General features: G+C 68.3%; 3 protein-coding genes. All 3 read left to right on the top strand.

What is annotated here, in order from left to right; all coding sequences use genetic code 11:
- On the top strand, positions 1-780 hold a 780-nt coding region (locus ACMUOO_RS16615), incomplete at its 5' end, for a glycine cleavage T C-terminal barrel domain-containing protein (protein ID WP_413855755.1).
- Between the two features lie 14 nt (positions 781-794).
- The gene (gene gcvH / locus ACMUOO_RS16610) at positions 795-1,154 is read left to right on the top strand and encodes a glycine cleavage system protein GcvH (RefSeq protein ID WP_301920040.1); all 360 of its coding nucleotides are present in this window, start codon (positions 795-797) and stop codon (positions 1,152-1,154) included.
- 9 nt (positions 1,155-1,163) lie between these two features.
- Positions 1,164-3,836, top strand: a 2,673-nt coding sequence (gcvP, locus tag ACMUOO_RS16605; RefSeq protein ID WP_413855754.1) for an aminomethyl-transferring glycine dehydrogenase, incomplete at its 3' end; no start/stop codon positions are given.

Here is a 3,836-nt window from a genome sequence, read left to right as displayed (position 1 = left end):
GTGAACGCCGCCTGCAAGGCGCAGGACATCGCCCGTCTGCGCAAGCATCTTTCGGCGGATTGCGAGATCGAGGAACTGACCGGCCGCGGCTTGATCGCTCTGCAGGGGCCGGCGGCGGAAAGCGCCCTGGCAAGGCTCAACCCCGAAGTGGCCGCGATGGCCTTCATGGACTTGAAGGACGTGACGCTGGCCGGCGCGCCCTGCATCGTCTCGCGCTCGGGCTATTCGGGCGAGGACGGCTACGAGATCTCGGTGCCGGCCGAGAAGGCGGTCGATCTGACCGAGGCGCTTCTGGCCGACCCGGACGTTCACCCGATCGGCCTTGGCGCGCGCGACAGCCTGCGGCTGGAGGCCGGGCTTTGCCTTTACGGCAACGACATCGACACCACCACGACGCCGGTTGCGGCGGCGCTGGAATGGGCGGTGCAGAAGGTCCGCCGCAGCGGCGGCGCCCGCGCCGGCGGCTTCCCCGGCGCCGAGGTGATCCTGCCGGAGTTCGAGCGCGGCGCCCCCCGCCGCCGTGTCGGCCTCGCCCCCGAGGGCCGGGCGCCGGTGCGCGGCGGGGCCGAGATCTTCGCGGATGAAACCTCGTCCGCACCGGTGGGCATGGTCACCTCGGGCGGCTTCGGCCCAACCGCCGACCGCCCCGTCGCCATGGGCTATGTCGCGGCCAGCCTGTCGGAGCCGGGCACCCGGCTTTTCGCCGAGGTCCGCGGCAAGCGGCTGCCCGTCGCCGTCGCCACCCTTCCCTTCATCACCCCCCGCTACAAGCGCGCCTGAGGAGGCCTGACATGCTGAAATACACCGAAGACCACGAATGGCTGAACCTCGCCGATGGCGTCGCCACCGTCGGCATCACCAACCATGCCGTCGAACAACTGGGCGACCTTGTGTTCGTCGATCTTCCGTCCGTAGGCGCGCAACTTGCCAAGGGCGACGCGGCGGCGACGGTCGAGTCGGTCAAGGCCGCCTCGGACGTCTATTGCCCGCTCGACGGCGAGATCGTCGAGGTGAACGAGGCGATCGTGAACGATCCCTCCATCGTCAATTCTGAAGCGCAGGGCGCGGGCTGGTTCTTCAAGCTGAAGCTGGCGCGCCCCGCCGATGCCGACGGGTTGATGGACGAAGCCGCCTATCTGGCACTCGTGGGCTAAGAGGACGCCATGTCTTATACTGAAAGCAAATACGCCCCCTACGACTTCGCCAACCGGCGCCATATCGGCCCCTCGCCGGCCGAGATGACCGAGATGCTGAACGCGGTCGGGGCGCCAAGCCTCGACGCGCTGATCGACGGCATCGTGCCGAAGGACATCCGCCTGAAGACGCCGCTGACCTGGGGCAAGGCGCTGTCGGAACAGGGCGTCCTCAACCGCCTGCGCGAGGTCGCCCACCGGAACAAGGTGATGACCAGCCTGATCGGCCAGGGCTATCACGGCACCGTCACGCCCCCGGCGATCCAGCGCAACATCTTCGAGAACCCCGCCTGGTATACCGCCTACACGCCCTACCAGCCCGAGATCTCGCAGGGACGGCTTGAGGCGCTCCTGAACTACCAGACGATGATCTCGGACCTGACCGCGCTCGACGTCGCCAACGCCTCGCTTCTGGACGAAGGCACCGCGGCGGCCGAGGCGATGGCGCTTTGCCAGCGGTCGGCCAAGACGACGGCCACCGCCTTCTTCGTCGACCACCATTGCCACCCGCAGACCATCGCGGTGATCGAGACCCGCGCCGCCCCCCTGGGCTGGCAGGTCATCGTCGGCGATCCCTTCGCCGATCTCGACCCCGCATCGGTCTTCGGCGCGGTGTTCCAGTATCCGGGCACCTACGGCCATGTGCAGGACTTCACCGCCGTCATCGCGGCGCTGCACGGTGCCGGCGCGCTGGCCTGCGTGGCGGCCGACCCCCTCGCGCTGACCGTGCTGAAGGCGCCGGGCGAGATGGGGGCGGACATCGCCATCGGCTCGACCCAGCGCTTCGGCGTGCCGATGGGCTATGGCGGCCCGCATGCCGCCTACATGGCGGTCAGGGACGCGCTGAAGCGCAACATGCCGGGCCGGATCGTCGGCGTCAGCATCGATGTGCGCGGCAACCGCGCCTACCGGCTCAGCTTGCAGACCCGCGAGCAGCATATCCGGCGCGAGAAGGCCACGTCCAACGTCTGCACCGCGCAGGCGCTGCTGGCGGTCATGGCTTCGATGTATGCCGTGTTCCACGGGCCGGAAGGGCTGAAGGCCATCGCCGAGCGCATCCACCGCAAGACGGTGCGGCTGGTGAAGGGGCTCGAGGTGCATGGCTACAGGGTCGAACCCGCCGCCTTCTTCGACACCGTCACGGTCGAGGTCGGGGCGGTGCAGGGCGCGATCCTGAAATCGGCGGAAGCCGAGGGGATCAACCTGCGCAAGGTCGGCACGACGAAGATCGGCATCGCCTTCGACGAACGCACCCGCCGCAGCCATACCGAGGCGATCTGGCGCGCTTTCGGCATCGACCGCAAGGACGACGACCTCAGCCATGACTACCGGCTGCCGGAGGGCCTCTTGCGGACCTCGTCCTACCTCACGCATCCGATCTTCCACATGAACCGGGCCGAGGCCGAGATGACGCGCTACATGCGCCGTCTGGCCGACCGCGACCTGGCGCTCGACCGGGCGATGATTCCCTTGGGCTCCTGCACCATGAAGCTCAACGCCACCGCCGAGATGATGGCGCTGAGCTGGCCCGAATTCTCGGACGTCCACCCGTTCGCGCCTGCGGCGCAGACGGCGGGCTACGGCGAGATGATCGCGGATCTCGAGGCGAAGCTGTGCCAGATCACCGGCTATGACGCTTTCTCGATGCAGCCGAATTCGGGTGCGCAGGGGGAATTTGCCGGCCTCCTGACCATCCAGGCCTTCCACCGCTCGCGCGGCGAAGGGCATCGCGACGTCTGCCTGATCCCGACTTCCGCGCATGGCACCAACCCGGCCTCGGCGCAGATGGCCGGCATGAAGGTGGTGGTCGTGGGCGTAGCCCCGAACGGCGACATCGACATGGCCGACTTCCGGGCGAAGGCGGAACAGCACGCGGCCAATCTTGCCGCCTGCATGATCACCTATCCGTCCACGCACGGCGTCTTCGAGGAAACCGCGCGCGAGATCTGCGAGATCACGCACCGGCACGGCGGGCAGGTCTATCTCGACGGCGCCAACATGAACGCCATGGTGGGCCTGTCCCGCCCCGGCGACATCGGCTCGGACGTCAGCCACCTCAACCTCCACAAGACCTTCGCCATCCCGCATGGCGGCGGTGGCCCCGGCATGGGTCCGATCGGCGTCAAGGCGCATCTGGTGCCCCACCTGCCGGGCAACCCCGAGGTGACGGATGCGGGCGCGGTGTCGTCGGCGCCCTATGGCTCGGCCTCGATCCTGCTCATCTCCTGGGCCTATTGCCTGCTGATGGGGGGCGAGGGGCTGACCCAGGCGACCAAGGTGGCGATCCTGAACGCCAACTACATCGCCAGCCGCCTGAAGTCGGCCTACCCGATCCTCTACTCGTCGAAGGGTGGCCGGGTCGCGCATGAATGCATCCTCGATACAAGGGTGATGAAGGACCGCGCCGGGGTGACGGTGGACGACATCGCCAAGCGGCTCATCGACAGCGGCTTCCACGCGCCCACGATGAGCTGGCCGGTCGCCGGCACGCTGATGGTGGAACCGACCGAGAGCGAGCCCAAGGCGGAACTCGACCGCTTCATCGCGGCGATGCTCGGGATCGCGGCCGAGGCCGAGGCGATCGCCGCGGGCAAGCTCGATGCCGAGAACAACCCCTTGAAGCGCGCGCCGCACACGGTCGAG

Origin of the sequence: Albidovulum sp., assembly GCF_041919395.1 — a bacterium.
Taxonomy (GTDB): Bacteria; Pseudomonadota; Alphaproteobacteria; order Rhodobacterales; family Rhodobacteraceae; genus Albidovulum.
Note: the sequence above shows the minus strand (reverse complement) of the source record. Positions and strands in the feature narration are given on the sequence as shown.